Raw genomic sequence first — 22,785 nt, forward strand, 5'->3', positions numbered from 1 at the left:
AAGTAAATAAGAATGAATATCAGTCTTTTTTTGAAAAAAAATTACATCCCTGCAAAATTCGACCAATTAGTTTACTCAAGGCTTTTTGCGAGCAACCTAACAAATATCAATAAACATGCAAAAAATCGGCTCTATTTGCCTAATGTTGCACATTTGTTAGGCATTAAATTCAAAATAAAACGAAAAAAATGGTCTACATGGGTCAACTTTCATTGCAATTCGCCTAGACAAAATTGTAGGATACTTACACATATTGGCTATTTTTGAGTATTTACTTACAACGAAAACTTGCTAATAAGTCGGTGATATCTAACTCCCACCTATATAAACCACTAGTTTGTGGTTAAAAATAAACAGGTATCACTAAGGATTGTTTTTCTCGCAATACTTTTCCTGCGAGATACGGAAAGGATTCAAACCGCCAGCATAGGCAGGTTTAGACCCATAAATATAAAAGGACAAGGCTGACTTTATACAAATAAGTTGCGCCTAGATTTAACTGGAAGGATGTATCTATGGTAGATCAAGAGCAGAACTCACAGGGTCTGTATACTCCTGAATTGGAGCATGACGCTTGTGGTATCGGTTTTGTTGCGCATCTAAAGAATCGCAAATCTCATGATGTAGTAACTCAAGCACTCGATATGCTTGCACGTATGGAACACCGTGGCGGCCAAGGCTGCGATCCGTGTTCTGGTGATGGTGCAGGTATCCTGCTACAGAAGCCGCACGAATTCTTACTAGAAGAAGCCGTAAAGCTTGGAATTAAGCTGCCATCTTTTGAAAAATATGGTGTTGGTGTTGTACTTTTCCCTAAAGATGAACACAAACGTGCACAGTGTCGTGACATTCTAGAACGCAATGCACAACGCCTTGAGTTAGAAGTGATCGGTTACCGTGAACTTCCAACTGACAATTCAATGATTGGTGCTGACCCACTAAGCACTGAACCTCAATTTGAACACGTATTTATTTCTGGCGGCCCTGGTATCACACCAGAAGAGCTTGAGCGTAAACTGTATGTTCTACGTAACTACACGGTTCGTGTATGCCTAGAAAGCGTTTCAAATATCGGTGATGACTTCTACATCAACTCTATGTCTTACAAGACATTGGTGTACAAAGGTCAGCTAACAACTGAACAAGTTCCTCAGTACTTCCTAGACCTGCAAAACCCAACCATGGTGACAGCTCTAGCACTGGTACACTCTCGCTTCTCTACCAATACATTCCCACGTTGGCGTCTAGCTCAGCCTTTCCGTTACATCGCGCATAATGGCGAAATCAATACGGTTCGCGGCAACCTGAACTGGATGAAAGCGCGTGAAGCAATCCTAGAATCGGATCTGTTTACACAAGCTGAAATCGACATGCTACTGCCTATCTGTCAGGAAGGTAGTTCGGATTCATCAAACTTCGATATGGCACTTGAGCTACTTGTTCTTTCAGGTCGTACTCTGCCACATGCGTTGATGATGATGATCCCGGAAGCATGGCAAGAAAACAAAAACATGGACCCAACTCGTCGTGCGTTCTACCAGTACCACGCGAACGTAATGGAACCATGGGATGGCCCAGCATCTGTATGTTTCACCGATGGTGTTCAAGTAGGTGCAACGCTAGACCGTAACGGTCTTCGTCCTTCTCGCTACACAGTAACAAAAGACGATTTCCTAGTAATGGCGTCTGAGTCTGGTGTTGTTGAGATTGCACCTGAAAACGTTGAGTACCGTGGTCGTCTACAGCCTGGTCGTATTTTTGTTGCTGACCTTGAGCAAGGCCGCATCATTTCTGATGAAGAAGTGAAAGACAGCATTGCTAAAGCACAACCCTACGAAAAGTGGGTTGAAGAGAACCTTCTGAGCTTGAAAAAGCTACCAGATGCGAGCAACGAATTTAGCCAACCTTCTCCAGAGAAACTTCTCCACAAACAACAATCGTTTGGTGTGAGCTCTGAAGAAGTGAACGAAATCATTCTACCTCTTGCGAAAACAGGCTACGAGCCACTTTCTGCAATGGGTGCTGACTGGCCGCTAGCGATTCTTTCTCATCAATCTCAGCACCTTTCAAACTACTTCAAACAGTTGTTTGCACAAGTAACCAACCCACCGATCGACCCGATTCGTGAGCGTATGGTTATGTCTCTGAACACTTACCTAGGTAAAGATCAGAACTTACTTGCTGAAACACCTGAACACTGTCAAAAAGTAGAGCTTGAGTCTCCAGTACTGTCTAACTCTGAGTTAGAAAAACTGCGTGCAATCGATAACGAGCACCTTCAAGCGAAGACACTGGATATCGTATTCCAAGCAAATGGCGACCAAGGTAAATTAGAGCGCGCACTTAAGCGTATCTGCCAATACGCAGAAGACGCAGTGATTGATGGCTACTCTATCATCCTACTAACTGACCGTGCGGTTAACTCTAACCATGCCGCTATTCCAGCAATGCTGGCTGTTGGCGCGGTTCATCACCACCTAATCCGTAAAGGTCTACGTGCTAAGTGTGACATCGTGGTTGAAACGGGCGACGCTCGTGAGACACACCACTTTGCAACGCTTATCGGTTACGGTGCGAACGCAGTTAACCCATACCTAGTTATTGAAACGATTGTTGAACTGCAACGTACGAAGAAGCTAGATCCAAACGTACACCCACGTGAGTTATTCGATAACTACCGTAAAGGTGTTAACGGCGGTCTACTTAAGATCTTCTCTAAGATGGGGATCTCTACGCTGCAGTCTTACCACGGTGCACAAATCTTTGAAGCACTTGGTGTTAGCAAATCAGTAGTTGAAAAATACTTCACAGGTACTGTTTCTCGTATCCAAGGTCTAACGATCGACGATATCGCGCGAGAAGTATTGGTTCGTCACCGTGTTGGTTACCCAGCTCGTGAAATCCCAGCTCAGATCCTTGATGTTGGTGGTGTTTACCAGTGGAAACAACGTGGTGAGAAGCATCTATTCAACCCTGAAACGATTTCTCTACTTCAAGAATCGACGCGTAACAAAGATTACGGTCAGTTCAAGAAGTACGCAAAAGCAGTTGATGACCAAGGCGACAACGCAGCAACGCTACGTAGCCAACTGGACTTCATCAAGAACCCTGCAGGCTCTATTCCTCTAGCAGAAGTAGAACCAATCGAGAACATCCTTAAGCGTTTCGCAACCGGCGCAATGAGCTTTGGTTCAATCTCGCATGAGGCTCACTCAACACTGGCTGTTGCGATGAACCGCATTGGCGCGAAATCAAACTCAGGTGAAGGTGGTGAAGATCCAGCACGTTTCGAACGTAAAGAAAACGGCGACTGGGAACGTTCAGCAATCAAACAGGTGGCTTCTGGTCGCTTTGGTGTAACGTCTTACTACCTATCTAACGCTGATGAGCTACAAATCAAGATGGCTCAAGGTGCGAAACCGGGCGAAGGTGGTCAACTACCTGGTGATAAGGTTGATGATTGGATCGGTGCAACGCGTCACTCGACTCCGGGCGTAGGTCTTATCTCTCCACCGCCACACCACGATATCTACTCAATCGAAGATTTGGCTCAGCTGATCTACGATCTGAAAAACGCCAACCGTAACGGCCGTGTCAACGTGAAGCTAGTATCGGAAGCTGGCGTAGGTACGATTGCATCTGGTGTAGCGAAAGCGAAAGCTGACGTAGTACTTATCGCAGGTTTTGATGGTGGTACGGGTGCATCTCCGATGTCTTCTATCCGTCACACAGGTCTGCCTTGGGAGCTGGGTCTAGCGGAAACGCACCAAACACTACTGAAAAACGGTCTACGTAACCGTATCGTTGTTCAGTCTGATGGTCAGATGAAAACACCACGTGACCTTGCAGTCGCAACGTTACTTGGTGCTGAAGAATGGGGCGTAGCAACAGCAGCTCTAGTGGTTGAAGGCTGTATCATGATGCGTAAGTGTCACAAGAATACATGTCCTGTTGGTATCGCTACACAGAACAAAACTCTGCGTGAACGTTTCGACGGCCGCGTAGAAGACGTAGTCACTTTCTTCCAATACATGGCTGAAGGTCTGCGTGAAGTAATGGCTGAACTTGGCTTCCGCTCTATCGATGAGATGGTTGGTCAATCGCACAAACTTAAAGTTCGTGATGACATCGGTCACTGGAAGTACAAGAACCTAGATCTAACACCTGTACTGCACATCGAGCAGGCGCGTGAAGAAGATGGTATCTACAACCAGACACAACAAAACCACAATCTAGAAGACGTTCTAGACCGCAAGTTGATTCAAGCTGCGATTCCAGCGCTTGAGAAAGGCGAAGCCGTGAATGCGAGCTTCCCTATCATCAACACGGACCGCTCTGCAGGTACCATGCTGTCGAACGAAATCTCGAAGGTTTACAAAGATCAAGGTTTACCACAACCAATGAACGTTAAGTTCCACGGTAGTGCTGGCCAATCTTTCGGTGCGTTCCTTGCGAAAGGCGTTAAGTTCGAAGTAGAAGGCGACGCGAACGATTACTGGGGTAAAGGTTTGTCTGGCGGTACGTTGGTACTGTACCCAGATGCGAAATCGACTATCGTTGCTGAAGACAACATCGTAGTAGGTAACGTATGTTTCTACGGTGCGACTTCAGGTGAATCTTTCATTCGCGGTATGGCTGGCGAACGTTTCTGTGTTCGTAACTCTGGCGCGAAAGTTGTTGTTGAAGGCGTTGGTGACCACGGTTGTGAATACATGACTGGCGGTGTCGCGATTATCCTTGGCTCAACAGGTCGTAACTTTGCTGCTGGTATGAGTGGCGGTGTGGCTTATGTATGGGATAAAGCGGGTGACTTCGAAACCAAGCTTAACTCTGAACTTGTAGACCTAGATCCAATTGAACAAGAAGATAAAGTTCTTCTACTAGATATGCTAACTAAGCATGTTGAATTCACAGGAAGTGAAGTTGCTCAGTCTTTCCTAGACAACTTTGAAGCAAGTGTTGCATCGCTAGTTAAAGTAATGCCACGCGACTACAAAGCGGTTCTTGAAAAGCGTAAAGCTGAAGCACAACAGGCACAAACGGAAGAAGTGGAGGCAGTATAATGGGTAAGCCTACTGGATTTTTAGAACACGGTCGTGAGCTTCCAAAGAAGCTTGACCCGTCAGTTCGAATTGAAGACAACAAAGAGTTCGTACTCAACGAAGAGTTTGGTGAAAAGATCAATACTCAAGCCTCTCGTTGTATGGACTGTGGCGTACCTTTCTGTCACAACGGCTGTCCGATTGGTAACATCATCCCAGAATTCAATGATGCGGTTTACCGTGACAGCTGGGAAGAGGCTTGGAACATTCTAAGCTCTACCAATAACTTCCCTGAGTTTACAGGTCGTGTTTGTCCTGCTCCTTGTGAAAGTGCCTGTGTTCTTGGCATCAACCAAGACCCAATCACTATCTGTAATATCGAGAAAACGATTGTGGAAACTGCGTACCGTGAAGGGTACGCAAAACCTAAAACACCACGCTCTCGCACAGGTAAAACAGTTGCCATTATCGGTTCAGGCCCTGCTGGTCTAGCCGCTGCTGAACAACTAAACAGTGCAGGTCACTCTGTGACGGTATTTGAGCGTGACGAGAAAGTGGGTGGCCTACTGCGTTTCGGTATCCCAGATTTCAAACTGGGTATGGACGTGATTGATCGTAAGATCAACCTAATGGCTGAAGCTGGCGTTGAGTTTAAAGTAAACCAACACATCGGTGTTGATGTTAATGCTCAACAGCTACGCCAAGAATTTGATGTGGTATTGCTAACAGGTGGTTCTACGGTTCCACGTGATTTACCAATCCCAGGTCGTGAGCTGAAAGGCGTTCACTTTGCCATGGAATTCCTTGGTCAAAACAACCGCCGTGCTAACGACTTAGACCTTAAAACAGAAGAGCTTCACGCTAAAGATAAACACATTGTGGTTATCGGTGGTGGTGATACGGGTTCTGACTGTGTGGGCACATCAAACCGTCATAAAGCAGCAAGCATTACTCAGGTTGAGATCATGCCGATCCCACCAGAGAAGCGCCCTGCAAACATGCCTTGGCCTCAATACCCAATGATCATGAAAACCACTACTTCTCACGAAGAAGGTTGTGAGCGTCACTGGAACATCTTAACCAAAGAGTTCATCGGTAACGAGCAAGGTCAAGTGACGGGTCTACGTATTGCTGACATCGTTTGGCAAGATGCGAAACCAGGTGAGCGTCCAGGCTTTGATGAAGTAGCGAACTCTGAACGTGTTATTCCTTGTGACATGGCATTCCTAGCAATGGGCTTCTTACACCCGGAGCCAACTGGCGTGCTTGCTCAACTAGACATTAAATTGGACGAGCGCGGTAACGTCGCTTCTGAAGGTTTTGCAACGAACCAGAAAGGCGTTTTCGCTGCTGGTGATATGCGTACTGGTCAATCTCTAGTTGTACGTTGTATTAATGAAGGTCGTGAATGTGCAATTGCCATTGATGACTTCTTAATGGGTAACTCAAACTTAGAAGCGAAAGCTGATTCACTCATGCTTTCCGCATAATATTTCTCGGGCTAACGTCGATGACGTTAGCCTAGAGGAAAAGCAACACCCTTCCTAACTTTTATATTTGGCTAGCACTCGATGCTAGCCTTTTTTCTATCTGGCATTTGTCATTTTCAAAATCATCCTGTTGTATATGTTAAATCTCATTAACATACACCTTATATATCTCATTGATATCCATCGACTATTTTAGATTATTAAGTGGCTAATCGCGTTTATGCATGATAATTAACCATGAACTTGACCTTAAACACAATTAGCTATACGTTGTAAAGCTGGTGAAAATAAAACCAATAGGTTTTGTTAACACAACAAATAACGTTTTAACTGGCTAAAGCAAACTATCAGTTTATAAAAAACAACAAGTATATGAATAGTTAGTCATTTACTGTCTGGATGACAGAGAAGCAAAAGGGAGAATTGCAATGGCTCTATATGATCCTAGTCTTGAAAAAGACAACTGTGGATTTGGTTTAATAGCGCAAATGGAAGGCCAACCTAGTCATAAGTTGGTAAGAACTGCTATTTCAGCCCTAGATCGCATGACACACCGTGGTGGTATCGCTGCGGATGGTAAAACCGGGGATGGCTGTGGCTTATTGCTACAGAAACCAGACTCTTATCTCAGAATTATTGCAGAAGAGAATAACTTCAAGCTAGGCAAGCAGTACGCTGTCGGCATGATTTTCTTCAGCCAAGATCCAATCAAAGCGCAATCCGCGCAAGACATCGTCAATAAAGAGCTCGCTCAAGAGACCTTAACGGTTGCAGGTTGGCGCGTAGTACCGACCAACACCGACGTATTAGGTCCGATTGCCAAAGATTCAGTTCCCAATATTCAGCAAGTGTTTATCTCGGCACCCGCGGGTTGGCGTGAACGCGATATTGAACGACGCCTTTATATCGCTCGTCGCAGAATTGAAAAACAGATCACCGAAGACAAAGATTTTTATATTTGTAGCCTTTCGACACAAGTCATGGTTTACAAAGGTCTGTGTATGCCGGCCGATCTTCCGCGATTTTACCTCGATCTTGCAGACTTACGTATGGAATCGGCGATATGTCTGTTCCACCAGCGCTTTTCAACCAATACTCAGCCACGTTGGCCACTGGCTCAACCATTCCGCTATTTAGCGCACAATGGTGAGATCAATACCATTGAAGGTAACCGACAATGGGCTAAGGCTCGTGCCTATAAATTCTCTTCGCCGTTGCTGCCAGACTTACAAACCGTAGCACCCTTTGTGAATGAGACAGGCTCGGATTCATCAAGCCTAGATAACATGCTCGACTTGTTCCTTGCCGGTGGTATGGATGTGTTCCGAGCGATGCGCATGCTTGTTCCGCCTGCTTGGCAAAATCACCCAGACATGGACCCAGATCTGCGTGCCTTTTACGACTTCAATTCCAAGCACATGGAACCGTGGGATGGTCCTGCTGGTATCGTACTTTCAGATGGTCGTTACGCTGCGTGTAACCTAGATAGAAACGGCCTGCGTCCTGCGCGTTATGTGATTACCAAAGACAACCTAATCACGCTAGCATCTGAGGTCGGTATCTGGAATTACGCACCGGATGAAGTTGCAGAAAAAGGTCGTGTCGGCCCAGGTGAATTGCTCGTCATAGATACGCGCCGCGGTAAATTGTGGCAATCTAACGAGATCGACAATGACCTTAAAGGTCGCCACCCTTATAAAGAGTGGATGGAAAAGAACGTTCACAAACTCACACCGTTTTCCGATCTGCCCGATGAGCAAGTCGGTAAGCGCAGCTTTGATGATGAAACGCTCAAGACCTACCAAAAACAGTTTGCGATGAGCAACGAAGAATCAGACCAAGTATTACGTGTGCTCGGTGATATGGGACAAGAAGCGGTTGGATCGATGGGCGATGATACGCCAATGGCCGTACTCTCTTCTAAAGAGCGTCTCATCACTGATTATTTCCGTCAGAAATTTGCACAGGTCACCAACCCGCCGATCGACCCATTGCGTGAAAAACACGTGATGTCTTTAGCGACCAGTATCGGTAAAGAGATGAATGTGTTCTGCGAAACAGATGGTCACGCCTACCGTGTGACATTTAATTCACCCGTTCTTCTCTACTCTGACATGCAGCAACTTCTACAGTTAAATCAAAAACACTATGGTCACGCGATTCTAAGCCTACACTACGATCCGGCTCAGAAGGGTCTCGAACAAGCCATCAATGACTTGTGTGATAGTGCGGTACAAGAAGTGCGTGACGGTGCTGTGCTGATTGTGCTTTCAGACAAAGGTTTAGAGAAAGGTAAACTTCCAGTTCCAGCAGCGATGGCTGTCGGTGCGGTGCAAACCAGACTTGCTGACAACAACCTACGTTGTGATGCCAACATAGTGGTTGAAACCGCAACTGCGCGCGACCCACACCAATTTGCTGTGCTGCTTGGCTTCGGTGCAACCGCGGTTTATCCATACCTTGCTTATGAAGCGTTAGGTAAAATGTTGGATGATGGCTCTTTAGATAAAGACTATCGTGCCGCAATGCAAAATTACCAAAACGGCATCAATAAAGGTCTGTACAAGATCATGTCGAAGATGGGCATTTCAACTATTGCCTCTTATCGCTGTTCACAGCTGTTCGAAGCTGTTGGCCTACATTCGGATATAGTTGAGCTCTGTTTCCGCGGAGTTACCACTCGAATCCAAGGTGCTAGCTTTAGCGATTTCCAACAAGATATCTATAACCTATCGCGTAAAGCATGGACTAAGCGCAAGCCGATCGAACACGGTGGTTTACTCAAATACGTACACGGCGGCGAATATCACGCCTATAACCCTGATGTGGTTGGCACTCTGCAAACTGCAGTAAAAACAGGTGAAACATCGGATTATCTCTCTTTTGCTAAGCAAGTGAATGCCCGACCAGCTGCGATGTTACGCGACTTAATGAGCCTCAAAAAAGCCGAACAGCCTCTACCACTCGAGCAAGTGGAGCCTAACAGCGATCTGTTTAAACGCTTCGACTCTGCGGCAATGTCGATCGGTGCTTTGAGCCCAGAAGCTCATGAAGCATTGGCCATGGCGATGAACCGCTTGGGTGGTTACTCCAACTCTGGTGAAGGTGGTGAAGATCCACGACGCTTTGGTACTGATCGTAACTCCCGTATCAAGCAAATAGCCTCGGGGCGTTTTGGCGTGACGCCGCATTACTTAACCAATGCAGATGTCCTACAAATCAAAGTCGCACAAGGTGCTAAGCCCGGAGAAGGTGGTCAACTGCCCGGTCATAAAGTTACCGCAGAAATCGCTAAGCTTAGATATTCAGTTCAAGGGGTGACACTGATCTCCCCTCCTCCACATCACGATATTTATTCTATCGAAGATCTAGCGCAGCTGATTTTCGACCTTAAACAAGTGAACCCTAAAGCCTTGGTTTCAGTGAAGTTAGTATCGGAACCGGGTGTAGGCACGATTGCAACTGGTGTAGCGAAAGCCTATGCCGATCTGATCACCATTTCAGGCTATGACGGTGGTACTGCGGCAAGCCCACTGACCTCTGTGAAATACGCTGGTTGCCCTTGGGAACTAGGGCTAGCAGAAACCCAGCAAGCATTGGTTGCTAACGGGCTTCGTCATAAGATCCGTCTGCAAGTCGATGGTGGTCTGAAAACTGGTCTCGATGTGATTAAAGGCGCGATTTTAGGTGCTGAAAGCTTTGGTTTTGGTACCGCGCCGATGGTGGCGATGGGTTGTAAGTTCTTAAGAATTTGTCACCTAAATAACTGTGCAACGGGTGTGGCGACTCAAGATGAAACGCTGCGCCGCGAATACTTCAAAGGTCTGCCGGATATGGTGGTGAACTACTTTACTGGCCTAGCCGATGAAGTTCGCCAATACCTTGCAGAGCTTGGTGTAGAAAAACTTACAGACCTGATTGGTCGTACTGATTTGCTTGAAGCCGTTCAAGGCCTCACTGCGAAACAGAGCAAACTCGATCTATCTTCAATACTCGAAGCTCCAGTTTCTCCAGAGGGTCACCCACTATTTTGGACCGAGCCAAACGCACCATTTGATAAGGCGCAACTCAACCAACAGATCCTTGATGATGCACTCGATGCAATTGAGAAACGTCAATCCACCAGCCTTTACTACAACGTGATCAACACAGACCGCTCGATTGGCGCTCGTATCTCTGGTGAAATTGCTAAGCGATACGGCAACCAAGGGATGGCAGGTTCACCAATCAAGTTATATCTCGACGGTACCGCAGGTCAGTCTTTTGCGGTTTGGAACGCAGGCGGCGTTGAGCTTTACCTAACGGGTGATGCCAATGACTATGTAGGCAAAGGCATGGCTGGCGGCAAGGTGGTTATCAAGCCTCACCAAGGCACCGCCTTTACTTGTAACGAAGCGACCATCATAGGCAACACTTGTCTGTATGGCGCAACCGGAGGCAAGCTATTTGCTGCCGGTACTGCAGGCGAACGATTTGGTGTACGTAACTCAGGTACGGTTGCGGTGATTGAGGGTGCGGGTGACAACGCCTGTGAATACATGACGGGCGGTATTGTTGCCATTCTTGGCGCAACCGGAGTGAACTTCGGTGCCGGTATGACGGGTGGTTTTGCTTATGTGATGGATAAGAACGAAGACTTCCAAGGCCGAGTGAACAACGAATCGGTTGAGGCACTTTCTCTGTCTGACCTATACATCCACCAAGAACACCTGCGCGGCTTGATTGCTGAGCACTTAGAAGAGACAGGTTCAGTACACGCTGAAGCGATTCTGGCGAACTTTGATGAATGGATTCCGAAGTTCTACCTAGTGAAGCCAAAGACGGCGGATCTGAACACCCTGCTCGGTCACCAAAGCCGAAGCTCTGCTGAACTTCGTGTTCAAGCGCAATAATTGGAAGGAGCCAATAATGAGCCAGAATGTATACCAATTTATTGATGTGAATCGCGTAGATCCAGCGAAGAAACCAATCAAAATTCGTAAGATTGAGTTTGTAGAGATCTACGAACCTTTCACTAAACAACAAGCCAAGGCGCAAGCTGACCGCTGTTTAGACTGTGGTAACCCTTACTGTGAATGGAAGTGCCCAGTCCACAACTACATCCCTCAATGGCTCAAGCTTGCCAATGAAGGGCGCATTATCGAAGCGGCTGAACTGTCTCACCAAACCAACAGCTTGCCTGAGGTTTGCGGACGAGTTTGTCCTCAAGACCGTTTGTGTGAGGGCTCTTGTACCCTCAACGACGATTTCGGCGCAGTAACCATCGGCAACATTGAAAAATACATCAATGACAAAGCGTTTGAGATGGGCTGGAAGCCAGACATGTCGCATGTCGAATGGACCGACAAAAAGGTCGCAATAATTGGCGCAGGCCCTGCCGGTCTTGCTGCTGCTGACATCTTAGTTCGAAACGGTGTGAAGGCCGTAGTATTTGACCGCTATCCGGAGATCGGTGGCCTGCTCACGTTTGGTATCCCATCGTTCAAACTAGAGAAAGGCATCATGGAAAACCGTCGCCGTATCTTTAGCGGAATGGGTGTCGAATTTAGGATGAATACCGAAGTCGGTAAAGACGTTCAACTACAACAACTGGTCGATGACTACGATGCTGTCTTCTTAGGTGTCGGCACCTACAAAAACATGCGTGCTGGCTTAGACAACGAAGACGCACCGGGCGTTTATGATGCCCTACCATTCCTTGTTTCCAATACCTACAAGGTCATGGAACTGGATAACCCAACGCCGTTTATCGACATGAAGGGTAAAAAAGTGGTCGTGCTTGGTGGTGGTGATACCGCGATGGACTGTGTAAGAACCTCGATTCGCCAACATGCATCTAATGTTGTGTGTGCTTACCGTCGAGATGAAGCCAATATGCCGGGCTCTCGCCGTGAGGTGAAGAATGCACGTGAAGAGGGTGTGAAGTTCAAGTTCAACCTCCAACCTATTGGCTTAGAGCTTAACAGCGCTGGTCATGTGGTTGGCGTTAAATTCGTGAAAACCGCTTTGGGTGAACCTGATGAAGCAGGTCGTCGTCGCCCGGAACCTGTAGAAGGCAGTGAGCATGTTCTTGAAGCAGATGCCGTTATCATGGCATTTGGTTTCCAACCTCATGCGATGGAATGGCTAGAACCTTTCGGTGTGGAACTCGATCAGTGGGGTCGCATCAAGGCTCCTGGCAAACAAGAGTTTCAATACCAAACCACCAACAGCAAGATCTTTGCAGGTGGTGATGCGGTTCGAGGATCTGACTTGGTGGTGACCGCTATCGATGAAGGTCGTAAAGCCGCGGAAGGGATATTGGATTACCTAGAAGTGTGACTAATCTAAAGTTTCCACTATTAATCAATCCGTTACTATAAAAAGAGGATCCGCATATGGATCCTTTTTTAAGTTCGATACGTTTTACTAACGGCATAACAAAGAATACGTAAAACAATCGCAAATTAACGAATACCGAGAACTACAATTAAAATTAAAACAACGCCATAGGAAACACTATGAAAAAAGCCGCTCTCCTCTCGCTATCACTTTTAACGTTAACCGCTTGCAGCCAAGGAATCACGGACATGAAAGACAGAACTTCATCACCTTGTGGAGACAAACCAAACTGCGTATCAACTCAAGATGACCGTGAGCAACATGCATTGGCCGCGTTTGAGTTGTCAGATTCAGCGAACTTAGATGCGATTGAGCAGGTTGCGCTAACCTTATCGGGATCGAAAACCGCTAGTAAAACAGAAGATTATCTGCGTGTTGAATGTACTTCGCGCATCATGCGCTTTGTCGATGACTTAGAACTTAAAATCACCGATGGCAAACTGATCGTGCGTTCAGAGTCTCGTACTGGCCATTCTGATTTTGGCGTAAACCGAAAACGTGCTGAACAACTTCGTGCTAGCTTGAAAAGCGAAGGCCTAATCAAATAGATAAAAGAATACGCAGATAAATCGCTGCTATTCGGATGAGAAGTGCCTCTGGGCAGTCGCTCGACACTTCTTATCCATGCTACAATTTCGCTCTACTGTTTAAATATTTTTTATAAGAGACTACACATGAAAATCGGCATCATTGGCGCAATGGAGCAAGAAGTTGCGATCCTAAAAGCAGCAATTTCAGACATTACTGAAGTTAATAAAGGCGGTTGTACCTTTTTCTCTGGTCAGCTAAATGGTGTTGACGTTGTTTTGCTTCAATCTGGCATTGGTAAAGTAGCAGCGGCTGTTGGTACTTCAATCCTACTAAGCGAATACCAACCAGATGTCGTTCTTAACACGGGCTCTGCTGGCGGTTTTGATTCAACACTGAACCTTGGCGATGTGGTTATCTCTACTGAAGTTCGTCACCACGATGCAGACGTTACAGCTTTCGGTTACGAAATCGGCCAAATGGCAGGTCAACCTGCAGCGTTCAAAGCTGACGACAAACTGATGGCTGTTGCTGAACAAGCTCTAGCACAAATGGAAGATAAGCATGCCGTTCGCGGTCTTATCTGTACTGGCGACGCATTTGTTTGCACAGCTGAACGCCAAGAGTTCATCCGCAAGCACTTCCCATCTGTTGTTGCTGTAGAGATGGAAGCATCGGCTATCGCTCAAGCTTGTCACCAATTCCAAGTACCATTCGTGGTTGTTCGTGCAATCTCTGATGTTGCAGACAAAGAATCACCAATGAGCTTCGAAGAGTTCCTGCCACTAGCAGCGCAAAGCTCTTCTGAAATGGTTATCAAGATGGTTGCCCTACTAAAGTAAGCGACTAGACATGCAAACACTGTTTGATCAGGTATTTGCAAATGGCGTGCTCCTTGTGATGTGGGGAGCACTGCTTTTTCATTTGGTTTTACCTATCCCCCATGCCGCACACCCCACAACCTTATGGCATAAGTTTGCTGAGCTTTTAGCAAGCAAGGTTAATAACAACCACAACTATTCCCAAAGCTTAATCTCAGGCACATTAGCCTGGGGGTTAATGGTACTGCCAACTCTGGTTATTCTCTTGGCACTGCAACCATTGGTTTGGCAATCTCAACTGTTTGAATTGGCACTGTTATTACTCGCGATTGATTGGCGCAATAATGAAAAGCTGGCTAACCAACTGATCAAAGCACTTGGCCGAGAAGATAAAGCGGCCGCTCGTCAGTTACTGGCTCCGATTGTCAATCGTCAAACCGAATCACTTTCGTCACTTGGCCTAGGCAAAGCCGCCACAGAAACCATCATCATGGGTTACGCTCGTAACGTAGTTTGCGTGTTGTTCTGGTACGCCATTGGTGGTGGAATCGCTGCGTTAATGTATCGCCTTGTGGTCGAGTTAGCTCGAGCTTGGTCGCCAAGTCGCAAGCAATTTTCTCCGTTCGGCTCAACGGCGATCAAGATAGTCGCGATTCTAGAATTTATACCGATGCGTTTGTTTGCTTTGATGATCGTATGTGGTGATAAAGCAACGTACACATTTAAAATGATGCTAGTCCAAAGTCGCTCTTGGCCCCTACCCGGCCCAGCCTGGTTGATCACGGCTGTTGGCAACAAGCTTGAACTATCATTGGGTGGCCCTGCGATTTACGACAACACCAAAGCCATTCGCGCAAAATTAGGCGGAAGAATCGCACCGTCAGCTCTGCATCTATCTCAGGTTCAGAAACTACTCTTTGGTCGCATCGCTATCTGGATCTTTTTACAAAGCCTAGCCTTACTATTTATTCACCAAGGGATTTAGAGTGAAACCTTCAGTACTTGTTACAAGCCTTACTATTTTGTCTTCCAGCTTATGGCTGCCTTTATCATTTGCAGAAGAAGCACCACTGACTCAAGAACAAGTACAGCCGGCTCAACGCGTGGTCAGCCTTGCTCCTCATGCCACTGAACTCGCGTACAGCGCAGGTTTAGGTAACAGCCTTGTCGCCGTAAGTGAACGAAGTGATTACCCACCACAAGCCGATAAGCTTGAAAAAGTGGCAAACTATCAAGGCATCAAGGTTGAGAAGATCATCGCACTGCAGCCTGATTTGATTCTTGCGTGGCCTGCAGGTAACCCGCCCAGAGAACTCGCGAAGCTAGAGCAATTTGGTTTTAATATTTACTACTCCAAGACCAAAAGCCTAGACAGTATCGCAACCAATATTGAACAACTGAGCCAATACGCTAGCGATCCAAGTATTGGCGAAAATAACGCTCAGCAATACAGAGAGCAGCTCAACGCGTTGAGACTAAAATACAAAAATGCCGAGCCAGTAAACTACTTCTACCAACTCAGTGAGAAGCCGATCATCACTGTTGCTCAAGGGCACTGGCCAAGTGAGGTGTTTGAGTTTTGTGGTGGACACAATATTTTTGAAGACAGCGCCTCCCCATACCCGCAAGTTGGTATTGAACAAGTTGTATTAAGAAAACCGCAAGTGATCTTCACTTCTCAGCACGCGATTGAGAATGGAACCATGTGGCAAACATGGGAAGATGAGATCCCAGCAGTCGCTCAAAATCAGATTTGGTCCCTCAATTCTGACTGGATTAATCGCCCGACAACGAGAACTTTGAAAGCGATCCAACAAGTGTGCGATTTCTTCGATAGAGCTAGGCAAAATCACTAACTATTTGCTGCGTTTTTTCGTACAATTCGCCACCGACCTGTCCCTACAATTTTAACTATAAGAGCACCAGTATCATGGACTCCATGCTGCTTTATATTATCGATTTATTTGGCACTGCCATCTTTGCCGTCTCAGGCGTATTTGTCGCTGGCCGTCTTAAGATGGATCCCTTTGGCGTCGCCGTTCTAGGTAGTGTTACCGCAATTGGTGGCGGTACAATTCGAGACATGGCTCTGGGCGCGACTCCCGTATTTTGGATCACCGATACCACCTACCTTTGGGTCATCATCATCACCTGTTTGCTGACCATGATTATTGTAAGACGCCCAAAACGTCTGGCTTGGTGGATATTGCCGGTATGTGATGCGATTGGCTTAGCGGTGTTTGTAGGCATTGGTGTAGAAAAAGCGCTTATCTATCAAGATTCAGCACTAGTGGCCATCATTATGGGTGTCATAACCGGCTGCGGTGGCGGTATTATCCGTGACGTGCTTGCCCGTGAAGTGCCAATGATTCTAAGAAGTGAAGTCTACGCGACCGCTTGTATCATTGGTGGCGCTTTCCATACCATGGCGATCAGCATGGGGCACGATTCAGAAACTGCATTTCTGGCCGGCGTGTTCTCAACACTATTGATCAGGCTTGGCGCTATTCGTTGGCATTTATCATTGCCGACCTTCGCCATCAAATAAGCTATCGTTACAAAGTGAAAGGCTCCGCAAAGGGGCCTTTTTTAATCACGTTTAAAATCACTGATACCCTCTATTTCCATTCTTCAAAGCTCCCCCCTCTTTTCCTAACACTCAATTTAGTTAGGTCGTTAGCCAACAAGTTAGTAATGTTTTTTGTTTACTTATATAACCCACAGGCTATATTAATAAACAAATAGCTTTATAAATAAATATATTTACTAACATTGGCAAAAGGGAGTTCAAGATGAGTATTGGTAAAGTGGGCATTGTTTTCTTCTCTAAGAATGGAGCAACTAAGCAAGTTGCTGAGACAATCGCTGAAGGCATTAACACTCAACAACCTAACTCAGTACTCCTTGTCGAAGTGCTATCTTCTGAAGTGGTCGAAGGAAGATATGACAATGATGATAAGCTCAAGTCATTAGACAACTGTGACGCCATTATCTTTGGCTCCCCGACTTACATGGGTTCACCAGCCGCTCAGTTTAAGAGTTTTATGGATGCAAGCAGTGATAGCTACTGTAAGAAAGCATGGCGAAATAAACTCGCAGCGGGTTTTACCACAGGCGGCAGCCTTAACGGCGAGCAGCAACAAACCTTGTTGAGCTTTTTCACTCTGGCTTGTCAGCATGGCATGATTTGGGCAGGGCTTGATATCTCAAAGCACATTGATGACTTAGGTTTGAATCGCACAGGATCAAGCATTGGTTTGGTTGCCAGTGAAGATGAGACGACAGATAGCACCAATAGTCACATCAACAGTAACGATCTTCAGACTGCTTTCTATTTTGGTCAGCGCATCGCGAGTCTAGTTAAGAGAACCTAAACTAACTAGTTAGCTGACGGGCTAGCTTCAAAACTCCTAGCTTGATTGATATCTATGAGCCCAAGACTAGAGAATGAATGTTATTTGAGGTAAGTTGAAACAATCATTCCCAACTTTCATGAATATAACCCAATGCTACTCGAAGGAATCGAAACTCTACTGGTATTGAGTAAAGCCAAGACCATGAGCCGCACAGGCAGTTTGCTTTATATCAGCCAATCAGCGGTCAGCAAACGGATTGCGAATTTAGAAAAGAAGCTAGGTAAAAAGCTCATTGAACCGAGTGGCCGACAGATAAAACTCACGCCAGATGCGATAGCATTGATCGAGAGTATTGGCCCTACATTCAATGAACTTCGCGGGCTTATTTATGAACAGCAAGAGTTGGAAGATACCACTCTCATCACCCTAGACAGCTCTAAGTCTCTGATAGCCGGTTATTTAGGTGAGATGATGGGCCAATTTATCCTGCAAGATAAGTACATCACCATTACCACCAACCACACGCCGAGAATCATAGAGCGAGTGCAATCTGGTAAGGCGACCTTGGGGTTGTGTGCTGGCTTACTGCCACCGCATCATGGGTTGATGACCTTCCATCTATTTGATGAGCCGTTTTACATAGTGAGTAAGTCACCGCTAACGGAGCTTCCTCCACTGGTGATTACCAACGATATGACCAACCCCGCCAATTCTTATCAACTTTCTGTATTAGAGAAGTTTGGTATCAAGCCCTTAATGGAGATGGATGCCTACACCGCAGCGGCGCAACTTGCATTGGGCGGGACTGGGCCAGCATTGATCCCGCTCTCTATCGTAAAAACACTCAATATTGAGTCTCAATATCTGTATAGCTTCACCGAATTAGCAGGCTTAATTCGACCGATTCATATCTGTGTCAGACCAAATAGCTATCAGTCTCCACGAGTTAAAACACTGATAGAATCCATTGTTGATGCTGTTCCCAAAGCAGTTTAGACGCCATTAGCATCGACATCACGATCACAAGAGGGCGAATCCATTTTTGCCCTTTTGTCACCACCACTTTCGCGCCAAGCTGAGCGCCCATAAAACCGCCGACCGCCATCACTAATCCCAACTCCCAAATAGGTAAACCAGCCAAAATAAAGAAAATCAAGGCAGCGATATTCGAGGTGAAGTTAAGTACCTTAGTGCGCGCCGTAGCATCGACTAACGAGAAGTGACCAATCGCAACAAAGCAGACGGTGAAGATAGAGCCTGTTCCTGGGCCAAAAAAGCCATCATAGAAACCCACACCGCCACCCACACACAGAGCAAACATCGCCTCAGAGATCTTCTGTTTTCCTTCAGACGCTCTAGTTTGCGGTGCCAACAGGAAATAGAGAGAGATAGCGATAAGCAGCAGTGGGATAACACTAGTCAGTAGGCTCGCATCAATGTGCTGGACTAACTCAGCGCCAATTGCAGAGCCAATAAAGGTACAAAAGATCGCGAGGCGCATCTCTTTGATGCTGACAATACCGTTGCGCACGAAATACCAACTCGCAGAGAAGCTGCCAAATGAGCTTTGGAGTTTGTTGGTTGCCAATGCCTGCGTCGGTGGAACTCCAGCCGCTAGCAATGCAGGTAGAGTCAGTAACCCACCGCCGCCAGCCATTGCATCAATAAAGCCTGCTGCCGTTGCAACAACAAACAAGATAGCCAATATTTCTAGAGTGATTTCCATATACCCAACGCCTTAAAGTCCTGTGTAGCGACAAGTTACCACTCACGGCAGACGAGCAATAACGAAACACAAGATTCTAACCTATTCCAAATATTCATCATTAAGTTACCGCGGAATAACAGACATAAAAAAGCCCACTCCGAAGAGTGGGCTTTGAGCATTTATATCCGCTTAACAGCGATACACTTTAGGCAATTAAGCTTGAGAAGCTTTAACCTGAGCGTGTAGCTCTTGAACTGAAGTTACTGACGTTTTCGCGTCTGCAGTGTGCGCCATACAAGTCGCGAATGCAGCGTTTAGCGTAGTCGTGTAGTTAACTTTCTCAGCAAGTGCACCACGACGAAGAACTTTAGAATCTTCAATCGCTTGACGGCCAGCTGCAGTGTTCACGATGTACGTGTACTCGTTGTTCTTGATACGGTCAAGAATGTGAGGACGACCTTCGTGTACCTTGTTTACTAGACGTGGGTTGATGCCCGCTTCGCCAAGGATAACCGCAGTACCGTGAGTTGCGTCTAGCTGGTAACCAAGCTTAGATAGCTTAGATGCTAGGTCAACAACACGCTCTTTGTCGCCTTCGCGAACAGAAAGAAGTGCACGACCGCCTTCTGGGTAGATGTTGCCACAACCCAATTCAGCTTTAGAGTATGCTTCTGCGAACGTCGCACCAACACCCATAACTTCACCAGTAGAGCGCATTTCTGGGCCTAACAGTGGGTCAACACCAGGGAACTTGTTGAATGGAAGTACAACTTCTTTCACTGAGTAGTAAGGTGGGATGATTTCTTTCGTAAAGCCTTGAGACTCTAGAGATTGACCCGCCATTACACGAGCGGCAATCTTAGCGATTGGCGCGCCAGTTGCTTTAGATACGAATGGAACCGTACGTGCTGCACGAGGGTTAACCTCGATTAGGTACACTTCATTGTTCTTAACAGCAAACTGCGTGTTCATCAGACCACGAACACCCAACTCGAACGCTAGCTTTTCAACTTGCTCGCGCATTACGTCTTGGATTTCTTGGCTTAGCGTGTATGCAGGAAGAGAACATGCTGAGTCACCTGAGTGAACACCCGCTTGCTCGATGTGCTCCATGATACCGCCGATTACAACGCGCTCACCGTCACAAATCGCATCTACGTCTACTTCAACAGCGTCATCTAGGAAGCTATCAAGTAGTACTGGAGATTCGTTTGATACGCTAACTGCCTCGTTGAAGTAGCGACGTAGGTCTTGCTCGTCGTATACGATTTCCATCGCACGACCACCAAGTACGTAAGAAGGACGTACAACCAGTGGGAAGCCGATTTCACGAGATTTCTCTACCGCTTGCTCCATTGTTGTTACTGTTGCGTTTTCTGGCTGAAGTAGGCCTAGACGGTCTACAGCAACTTGGAAACGCTCACGGTCTTCTGCACGGTCGATTGCGTCAGGGCTAGTACCGATGATTGGTACGCCAGCTGCTTCAAGAGCACGTGCCAGTTTGAGTGGCGTTTGACCACCGTACTGAACGATAACGCCTTTTGGCTTCTCAACGCGAGCGATTGCTAGTACGTCTTCCAGAGTTACTGGTTCGAAGTACAGACGATCAGACGTATCGTAGTCTGTAGAAACAGTCTCAGGGTTACAGTTAACCATGATAGTTTCGTAGCCATCTTCACGTAGCGCTAGTGATGCGTGTACACAACAGTAGTCAAATTCAATACCTTGGCCGATACGGTTTGGACCGCCGCCTAGAATCATGATTTTTTCTTTGTCTGTTGGGTTTGCTTCACACTCGTCATCGTAAGATGAGTACATGTAAGCCGTGTCTGAAGAGAACTCAGCTGCACACGTATCTACACGCTTGTATACCGGGTGGATATCGTATTGGTCACGTAGACGACGGATTTCGCTTTCTGCTACACCTAGAATCTTAGATAGGCGCGCATCAGCAAAACCTTTACGCTTAAGCTTGTTTAGCTCGTCTTTATTTAGACCAGCAAAGCCTTTCGCTTTAAGTTCTTGCTCTAGCTTAACGATGTCTTCGATTTGAACTAGGAACCAACGGTCGATTTGCGTTAGGTTGAATACACCGTCTACCGACATACCAGCACGGAATGCGTCAGCGATGTACCAAATACGCTCTGCGCCAGCTTCTTTAAGTTCGTGACGGATAGTCGTTAGAGCATCTGGTGCGTCTAGGTCTACCATTTCGTCAAAACCAGTCGCACCAACTTCTAGGCCGCGAAGTGCTTTTTGTAGAGATTCTTGTTGGTTACGGCCGATAGCCATAACTTCACCAACAGACTTCATTTGCGTCGTTAGACGGTCGTTAGCACCTGCAAATTTCTCGAAGTTAAAACGAGGAATCTTAGTTACTACGTAGTCGATTGTTGGTTCGAATGATGCTGGCGTTGCGCCGCCAGTGATGTCATTCATTAGCTCGTCTAGCGTGAAGCCAACAGCCAGTTTCGCAGCAATCTTAGCGATTGGGAAACCTGTTGCTTTAGATGCTAGTGCTGAAGAGCGAGATACACGTGGGTTCATCTCGATGATAACCATACGGCCATCTTTCGGGTTGATACCAAACTGTACGTTTGAACCACCTGTTTCAACACCAATCTCACGCAGTACTGCTAGAGATGCGTTACGCATTAGTTGGTATTCTTTGTCTGTCAGCGTTTGAGCTGGAGCCACAGTGATTGAATCACCTGTGTGAATACCCATTGGGTCGAAGTTTTCAATCGCACATACGATGATGCAGTTGTCGTTTTTGTCACGAACCACTTCCATCTCGTACTCTTTCCAACCGATAAGTGATTCATCGATAAGAAGTTCGTTTGTTGGAGATAAGTCCAAACCACGACGACAGATTTCTTCAAATTCTTCTTTGTTGTAAGCGATACCGCCACCCGTACCACCCATCGTGAACGATGGACGAATGATACAAGGGAAGCCAACCATGTCTAAAACTTTGTAAGCTTCTTCCATCGTTTTCGCTGTATCAGCAGTTGGACACTCAAGGCCAATTGCTTTCATTGCTTTATCGAAGCGTGAACGGTCTTCTGCTTTATCGATAGCGTCAGCCGTTGCACCAATCATTTCAACACCGAACTCTTCAAGAACGCCGTGCTTTTCTAGGTCTAGAGCACAGTTCAATGCAGTTTGGCCACCCATGGTAGGTAGAACTGCATCAGGCTTCTCTTTAGCGATGATGTTACGCACAACTTCCCATTGGATAGGCTCGATGTAAGTTGCATCGGCCATATCTGGGTCAGTCATGATTGTCGCTGGGTTCGAGTTTACAAGAATAACTCGGTAACCTTCTTCGCGAAGCGCTTTACAAGCTTGAGCACCAGAGTAATCGAACTCACATGCTTGGCCGATAACGATCGGGCCAGCACCTAGAATAAGAATACTTTTAATGTCAGTACGTTTTGGCATTGTCTACTACTCCGA

13 protein-coding genes are annotated in these 22,785 nt (G+C 46.5%); 11 read left to right on the forward strand and 2 right to left on the reverse strand.

Features of this window, described 5'->3' with window-relative positions; genetic code table 11:
• Nucleotides 1-515 precede the first annotated feature (515 nt).
• From gltB (MSG36_RS13990) to MSG36_RS14040, 11 genes are all read left to right on the forward strand, one after another.
• Nucleotides 516-5,063: a glutamate synthase large subunit gene (gene gltB / locus MSG36_RS13990; RefSeq protein WP_086971375.1), complete on the forward strand. Its 4,548-nt coding sequence runs from the start codon at nt 516-518 to the stop codon at nt 5,061-5,063.
• Complete coding sequence (locus MSG36_RS13995) at nt 5,063-6,532, forward strand: glutamate synthase subunit beta (RefSeq protein ID WP_248368420.1); 1,470 nt, start codon at nt 5,063-5,065, stop codon at nt 6,530-6,532. Before gltB (MSG36_RS13990) ends, MSG36_RS13995 begins: the two co-directional genes overlap by 1 nt.
• A 428-nt stretch (nt 6,533-6,960) precedes the next feature.
• Nucleotides 6,961-11,424 carry a glutamate synthase large subunit gene (gltB, locus tag MSG36_RS14000; RefSeq protein WP_248368421.1) on the forward strand — a complete coding sequence of 1,488 codons (4,464 nt, stop codon included), beginning with the start codon at nt 6,961-6,963 and terminating at the stop codon, nt 11,422-11,424.
• Between the two features lie 16 nt (nt 11,425-11,440).
• Complete coding sequence (locus MSG36_RS14005) at nt 11,441-12,853, forward strand: FAD-dependent oxidoreductase (RefSeq protein WP_248368422.1); 1,413 nt, start codon at nt 11,441-11,443, stop codon at nt 12,851-12,853.
• A 179-nt stretch (nt 12,854-13,032) separates the two neighbouring features.
• Nucleotides 13,033-13,461, forward strand: a complete 429-nt coding sequence (locus MSG36_RS14010) for a DUF1499 domain-containing protein (protein WP_048618243.1) — start codon at nt 13,033-13,035, stop codon at nt 13,459-13,461.
• A 126-nt stretch (nt 13,462-13,587) separates the two neighbouring features.
• On the forward strand, nt 13,588-14,283 hold the full coding sequence (gene mtnN / locus MSG36_RS14015; RefSeq protein ID WP_012603226.1) for a 5'-methylthioadenosine/S-adenosylhomocysteine nucleosidase: 696 nt from the start codon (nt 13,588-13,590) through the stop codon (nt 14,281-14,283).
• 10 nt (nt 14,284-14,293) lie between these two features.
• Nucleotides 14,294-15,247: a cobalamin biosynthesis family protein gene (locus MSG36_RS14020; protein WP_248368424.1), complete on the forward strand. Its 954-nt coding sequence runs from the start codon at nt 14,294-14,296 to the stop codon at nt 15,245-15,247.
• 1 nt (nt 15,248) lies between these two features.
• The gene (gene btuF / locus MSG36_RS14025) at nt 15,249-16,118 is read left to right on the forward strand and encodes a vitamin B12 ABC transporter substrate-binding protein BtuF (RefSeq protein WP_193840853.1); all 870 of its coding nucleotides are present in this window, start codon (nt 15,249-15,251) and stop codon (nt 16,116-16,118) included.
• A gap of 74 nt (nt 16,119-16,192) precedes the next feature.
• Nucleotides 16,193-16,810, forward strand: a complete 618-nt coding sequence (locus MSG36_RS14030) for a TRIC cation channel family protein (protein WP_050649519.1) — start codon at nt 16,193-16,195, stop codon at nt 16,808-16,810.
• A gap of 244 nt (nt 16,811-17,054) precedes the next feature.
• A complete protein-coding gene (locus MSG36_RS14035) occupies nt 17,055-17,636 on the forward strand; it encodes a flavodoxin family protein (protein WP_050651927.1) in 582 nt (193 codons plus the stop codon).
• 132 nt (nt 17,637-17,768) lie between these two features.
• Nucleotides 17,769-18,614 carry a LysR family transcriptional regulator gene (locus tag MSG36_RS14040; protein WP_050651928.1) on the forward strand — a complete coding sequence of 282 codons (846 nt, stop codon included), beginning with the start codon at nt 17,769-17,771 and terminating at the stop codon, nt 18,612-18,614.
• On the opposite strand, the gene MSG36_RS14045 is transcribed toward MSG36_RS14040, so the two are convergent.
• Together MSG36_RS14045 and carB are read right to left on the reverse strand one after the other, a co-directional pair.
• On the reverse strand, nt 18,565-19,344 hold the full coding sequence (locus MSG36_RS14045) for a TSUP family transporter (RefSeq protein WP_010434762.1): 780 nt from the start codon (nt 19,342-19,344) through the stop codon (nt 18,565-18,567). The two genes, MSG36_RS14040 and MSG36_RS14045, sit on opposite strands and share 50 nt — an antisense overlap.
• Before the next feature lie 195 nt (nt 19,345-19,539).
• Nucleotides 19,540-22,770, reverse strand: coding sequence for a carbamoyl-phosphate synthase large subunit (gene carB, locus MSG36_RS14050; protein WP_017059294.1), 3,231 nt, complete (start codon nt 22,768-22,770; stop codon nt 19,540-19,542).
• Nucleotides 22,771-22,785 lie beyond the last annotated feature (15 nt).

The sequence above is a fragment of the Vibrio sp. 1CM8B genome (assembly GCF_023161685.1).
Taxonomy (GTDB): Bacteria; Pseudomonadota; Gammaproteobacteria; order Enterobacterales; family Vibrionaceae; genus Vibrio; species Vibrio coralliirubri.

What these genes read in the sequence shown, in the direction of transcription:
- mtnN (WP_012603226.1), top strand. Translation starts at nt 13,588, where the DNA reads ATGAAAATCGGCATCATTGGCGCAATGGAGCAAGAAGTTGCGATCCTA.
- MSG36_RS14045 (WP_010434762.1), bottom strand. Translation starts at nt 19,344, where the DNA reads ATGGAAATCACTCTAGAAATATTGGCTATCTTGTTTGTTGTTGCAACG.
- MSG36_RS13995 (WP_248368420.1), top strand. Translation starts at nt 5,063, where the DNA reads ATGGGTAAGCCTACTGGATTTTTAGAACACGGTCGTGAGCTTCCAAAG.
- gltB (WP_086971375.1), top strand. Translation starts at nt 516, where the DNA reads ATGGTAGATCAAGAGCAGAACTCACAGGGTCTGTATACTCCTGAATTG.
- MSG36_RS14020 (WP_248368424.1), top strand. Translation starts at nt 14,294, where the DNA reads ATGCAAACACTGTTTGATCAGGTATTTGCAAATGGCGTGCTCCTTGTG.
- MSG36_RS14040 (WP_050651928.1), top strand. Translation starts at nt 17,769, where the DNA reads ATGCTACTCGAAGGAATCGAAACTCTACTGGTATTGAGTAAAGCCAAG.
- MSG36_RS14005 (WP_248368422.1), top strand. Translation starts at nt 11,441, where the DNA reads ATGAGCCAGAATGTATACCAATTTATTGATGTGAATCGCGTAGATCCA.
- carB (WP_017059294.1), bottom strand. Translation starts at nt 22,770, where the DNA reads ATGCCAAAACGTACTGACATTAAAAGTATTCTTATTCTAGGTGCTGGC.
- MSG36_RS14030 (WP_050649519.1), top strand. Translation starts at nt 16,193, where the DNA reads ATGGACTCCATGCTGCTTTATATTATCGATTTATTTGGCACTGCCATC.
- gltB (WP_248368421.1), top strand. Translation starts at nt 6,961, where the DNA reads ATGGCTCTATATGATCCTAGTCTTGAAAAAGACAACTGTGGATTTGGT.
- MSG36_RS14010 (WP_048618243.1), top strand. Translation starts at nt 13,033, where the DNA reads ATGAAAAAAGCCGCTCTCCTCTCGCTATCACTTTTAACGTTAACCGCT.
- MSG36_RS14035 (WP_050651927.1), top strand. Translation starts at nt 17,055, where the DNA reads ATGAGTATTGGTAAAGTGGGCATTGTTTTCTTCTCTAAGAATGGAGCA.